General features: G+C 39.2%; 2 protein-coding genes. Both read right to left on the bottom strand.

The features are described from left to right. Nucleotides 1-5,124, bottom strand: a 5,124-nt coding sequence (locus tag GZ212_RS15980; RefSeq protein WP_206080469.1) for a fibronectin type III domain-containing protein, incomplete at its 3' end; no start/stop codon positions are given. A gap of 390 nt (nucleotides 5,125-5,514) precedes the next feature. Then, a partial coding sequence (locus GZ212_RS15975; protein ID WP_166962524.1) for an OmpA family protein occupies nucleotides 5,515-5,781 on the bottom strand: 267 nt, incomplete at its 5' end.

Here is a 5,781-nt window from a genome sequence, read left to right as displayed (position 1 = left end):
GTAAGCCCCGGTGAAACTGTATACCTTCGTACCGTATCGGTTGAAGATCTCAAGACTGTTAACCCCAAATCCGGTCAGATCGAAACTGTCGTTGCTACCGTCTCCGTTTGGTGTTACTACCTCTGGGAATAAACAGGTATCTGACATTACAGTTACATATTCCGTAGCAGGACATGGGCCTGAAGTTGTATAGCTCACTGTAAATTCTGTTCCTCCTGGACCACCAGTAATTTCTCCTGTTTCAGAGTCAATTACAGCATCGGTATTAGTTGGCTCTACAATTTCGAAGGTACCTCCTAAATCTCCATAAACATCTGCTGTACCTCCATCACAAGTAGCTGTCATCTCAAATGAAGCATCTTCCTCTGCATAGGTTGTTACAGATTGTATAGAAGAAGCAGGACAAGGCCCACTTGTTGTATAAGAAATAACATAAGTTGTATCTGAAGAACCACCTGTTATTTCTCCTGTTGTGGCATCTATAAGAGCGTCATCAGAAGGGAATTCATCAAACGCAAAGATTCCTCCAACATCTCCGGTAATTGTAGCACTCGCACCATAACAATCAGCTTCAAGTGTAAACGAAGCATCCTCTTGAGGCAATACTACGACTGTTTCTGAAGTAGTTGCTGGACAAACACCTGTAGTTGTATAATCAACAGTATATATAGCTCCAGGAACTCCTCCAGTTATGGTACCTGTAGCAGGATCTACAACAGCTCCATCCCCTAAATCAGGATTTAGAGCAAAAGAACCTCCTGGTGTTCCTAAAACAGTTGCAACGGCACCATCACAAGTTGCTGTCAATGTAAATGAAGCGTCATCCAAAGGATTTACCATAATTTCAAAAGAAGTGACCACATAACAATCTGATCCTCCATCTGAACTAGCATCTTCTACTCTTACATAGATTGTTTGAGGAGAGGAAGTATTGGTATAAAGAACTGGCAATTCATTTGTTGCTGCATCAGCATCCTCTTGAGACGCATAATAAGTAACATTATAAACACTTGGATCTTCTTCTCCAATAATTACCGCTGTTTGGGATTCAAAATCAAATTCTGCAAAACCATCATTACTAGCATCATCACAAACCTCCATATCAGCAGGTTCATTTATAGATGCTAGATTAAATAGATTAACCATGACAGTAGGAGACGTAGAAGTACCCTCGCAGATATCACCATAGGCTATCACAAAGTAGGAACCTGATTCAGATACTTCAAAAGTTCCTGTTGTATTGGTGGTAATATATATACCATCATTGTATAAATCAAATGTGTCTGCATAAGGAGATTCAGATACTAAGGTAACTGTTTCAACACCACAAAAATCAATAGATTCTCCTTCTGGCAACATAGTCACATCTACTCCATCAACTGTTTCGATAACAACATCACAAACTACCTCACAATTGGTTCCATTCTCAGGACCAGAATCTTGAGAAAGGTTATAAAATCCATCTTGTTGCGAGAAATTTGTTATTAATATCACATATAAATCTCCAGCTTGAACCCCATTAAGGTTAATCGTTTCTGAAGCCGTAGCGGAATAACTACAGTCTGCTTCAAACTCAGGTGTTAATAAGAAACAACCTCCGTCTTGGCTATCAAATGGTCCCCAAACGATGAAATCGATATCCAATCCTGTTCCTGTTCCACCTTCACCTGTTGTTTGATCTAAAGAGAATTGGTAATCTCCAGGTTCATCAAAAATTATGGTATTCCACTGTGGATCTGGTTGGGAAAATAGACACCCATAATCTAGATAATCTGGAGCTTCTTGATCACCTGTAATACTCGGGTACCAAATATCAGAGGCACAAATTGGAAGCGCATCCAAACAAAATGTTGGACAAGTAGTCAAATAGGTTGGACTATTAATGGTACAGTTACTGTCTTGTTCATTTTCAACGGTAATAAATACCGATTGGTCTAGAGTAAATGGTCCCATTTGGTAAGTTCCTGGTTCAGTAACCTGAATAGTGGTAGCATCAACGTTATTGGAAACCAAAATAGATTCTGCATCTCCGATATCAGCAATTACCACATCTACAAATCCTTGCAGGTTATCACAATCTTCCATATAACTGAATTCAACCTCAGGCATGACACAGGTCAACTCTATGATATTGACTGTAAAATCCAAGGTAACTCCCCAAGACCCATTGTAACATGGATTAGGTGTTGATTGTCCAGAGTCTGCCGTTCCAATACGCATTCTGTGTTCCCCTAATGGGGCGTCGGCAGGAACAACAAATGAAGCATCTAATGTGGTTGGGTTTTGGTTTGTAGAAACACCGTCAAAAACCAATTCATCTGCTTCAAAAACCAAATTATCATTAAAATCAATCCAAATATTGGTGTCATATGTAAATCCTGTAGCGAAAGTAACTTGACAGTTAGCCAAAATACCTTGGAAGATATTCACTACCGTATCTGTATGATTTTCATAAGTTACATCTCCAAAACTAGGGAATGAAGTCGTTGAAATAACAGTATTGCTTACCCCTTGACCATCATTACTTGTTGGTACAGATTCACAATATCCTGTATAAAAATTTCCTGGTCCAGACCAAATACTCACATCACCTTCACCACAATCAGCTTGTACATAAAAATCATAAGAAGTATCAGAATCAAGATTCTCTAATACATACGGGCTAGTAACATCTATTAATACTGTTCCCTCTCCATTTCCTGGAGTAAATCCTGCTGGTCCGTATTCAACATTCCAAACTTCAGCCGTTCCAAACTCAACCCAAGAAATCTCGGTAGATGTTAATGACAGGTTAGTTGCTGAAAGTTCAATTGGCTCGGGACAAGTAGGGATTTCTCTTATCTCAAAATTATCTACGGAGACATCAACATCTTCTGGATCATTTACAGTTCCTTCAGATCCCCAAATTCCAAACTGAACAACCATATCAGAATAAGGCGTTAAATCAAAAATGAAATGTTCTCCACCAGCTGCAATGACCGTGGTATTATCCCATTCGAAAATAGGTGTCCAGGTAGTACCACCATCAGTAGTAATTAAAACCTGAACTTCATCATCTGATCCTAGGGTTGAAGCCGTTGTAGAACTTGCAAATTGCATAAAAGCCACATCGATTTCAAACTGCCATGGACCACCAGTCAAATCAAATTCTGGTGAGATGATCCAATCGCTTTTACCTGTTGTGAATAAATTAATTTTATATGCTCCTGAAAAACCAACATTTGCAAAACCATCACTAGTCCATGACCCTGCTCCAAAATCTGAAGGCCCTGTTGTTGGATCTCCATCATTGGCTTCATCCCAACACTCTGGAATAATAGTATCAAATTCTTGAAGGTAATAAGGTATAAATACATCACAAGTCGTTGTAAACAAAAATGGTCCTGCCCAGTTACTTACCCCATTTTCATCTCCACAGTTCGCTTGAACATAATATGCATATTCCGTTATAGCAGATAAATCACTTACCTCAAAAGCTGTATTGGTGTCTGCAACGTCGGTTGCCACACCTGTTGGAGTTGTTCCAGCTTCAACAACTTCTATATTCCAAGAAGAAATACCAGTATTACTATCTGTCCAGCTTAACTCAGCTGTAAAAGCAGTAATATTATCTGCAGTTAGAGCGGTTGGTATTTCGCAAGAAGGAGGTGTACAGTTTACTGTTCCAGAATATATAGTTGTTCCTTGTAGTGAACCTGAACCACTAGGCATTGTAAATAAATCTTCACCAAAGGCTTGAATAACTATTCCAACTTCTCCAGACCAAGAACCACCAGTATTCCAAAATAGTTCAAATGGTTGGCCATCACATAATGCTACTAGAGCTTCTCCTGAAGACCCTGAAGATAAGGTAATTGTTTCCACATCTACACCATTTTGAGAAATGGTCATTGAGTTTCCATTCCAACCATCTCCAAATGAATCGGTCATTACGAATGTGTACTCACACTGCTCACTCACATCACAAAGTTGCGTATCAAAAGCAAATGGCCCTATCCAGTTGCTCACTCCATCTGCATCACCACAATCGGCTTGAACATAATACTCATAACTTGTTCCAGACATCAAACCCGTTACTGTATAAGGATTAGCATCTGCCGTATAATTCCCCGTTCCAGTAGGTGAGGTTCCAGCCTCAACAACTTCAAGGTTCCATGCCGTAGCACCACCATTTTCAGTCCATGTTAATTCAGCACTATCCAATCCAGTAGAATTAACAGCCAAATCAGATGGACTAATACAGACCTCTAGAGTTGTAAAAGAAAACGGTCCAATCCAACCACTTAAACCATCTGTATCTCCACAATCCGCCTGAACATAATATTCATAATTGGTCCCAGGAGTTAAAGATGTTACTGTATAAGGATTGGCATCTGCTGTATAGTTACCTGTTCCAGTAGGTGCGGTTCCAGCTTCAACAACTTCAAGGTTCCATGCCGTAGCACTACCATTTTCAGTCCATGATAATTCAGCTGAAAAAGCTTCAACTGTACCAGCAGTTAAATCGGCTGGGTTTGGACAAGCCTGAGTAATTCCATCCAAAATCACATTTGCTATGGTATTATCAATATTATTTGCTGTAGGTGGTGCAGCTGGATCAGCATTAGTTCCATCACTATAATGTGATATCGATCTATTTGTTGCTACCTCCGTATTATAGAAATCATCTCCAGAAGAATCATAGGATGGCATATTTTCTTCTACGGCAATAAGCAAATTATCCGTTCCAGAATAAGTAAATGGGGTATCGAAAACAATCTGGACCCATCCATTTACCCCAGCTTCAACAGTTATTCCTCCTGAATAAACTTGGGTAAAACTAGCAATCGGCTCCCAATCTGTTGTAGAGGCGAATTCTGTTCTTGTGGATTCTGCAAGATAAATTACCAAACTTTGACTATCGGGCAATGCCGATGTACCACTATAGTACCATTGAAGCCCTGTAATCTCCCCAGAGGCATTAATTTCTTCAGCCAAATAAACCGTTTGAGTATAGGAATACCCATACCACGGTTCAAATGGTGCATTTTCTGATTCCAATGTTCCGGAACCAATCGTGACCTGAGCATTGAGATGCCAAAGCATCATAAAACTCATAAATACAAATAATGTAGTTCTTTTCATTTTGTGTTAAGGAGTGGTTTTAAATTAGGTTTACGAAAAAAATGAATCCTTTGAATGAAAATTTATTCTATTCAATTAATTAACATTTTAAGTAAACTTTAAGGACTAAATGTATAAAAAAAGCTCCTCAACCATTGATTAATTGGTAGTTTATAGATTAAATACAAGAATTTTCGATGAATAGATTTAACTATATTTTAACACTTTTAATAAACATATTTAAGCATTTAGAGAAATTTACCTAACATTTTATTAATATATCAAACTACCATCTTTCCAATCCCAAGAATTTTACTGAATTCCCAATATTTCATCAACTAGCATGTACAAAAAAGCCCTACCGTTTGGTAGGGCTTTTTTTATGCTCTTATATTTGGGTCCTCCATCTCCCTATTGGTCCTGCGGACCTCCAGTGGTGATGATAAACTCAGACCTTCTGTTCAATTGGTGTTCCTCTTCGCTGCAGTTGCTTCCACAATCCACCTTAGGATCGCTCTCGCCCATACCCTTACCTGTGATCCTTGAGGCATCTATACCCTTGGAGATCACATACTGTACGGTCGTCTTGGCACGTCTGTCAGACAATCTCTCGTTGTATGAGGCAGATCCACGGCTGTCCGTATGTGAAGTCGCGTTGATCACCATATCCGGGTACTT

This window comes from Mangrovimonas sp. CR14, from assembly GCF_011764015.1.
Classification (GTDB): domain Bacteria; phylum Bacteroidota; class Bacteroidia; order Flavobacteriales; family Flavobacteriaceae; genus Mangrovimonas; species Mangrovimonas futianensis.
This window is presented reverse-complemented; position numbering and strand designations above follow the sequence as displayed.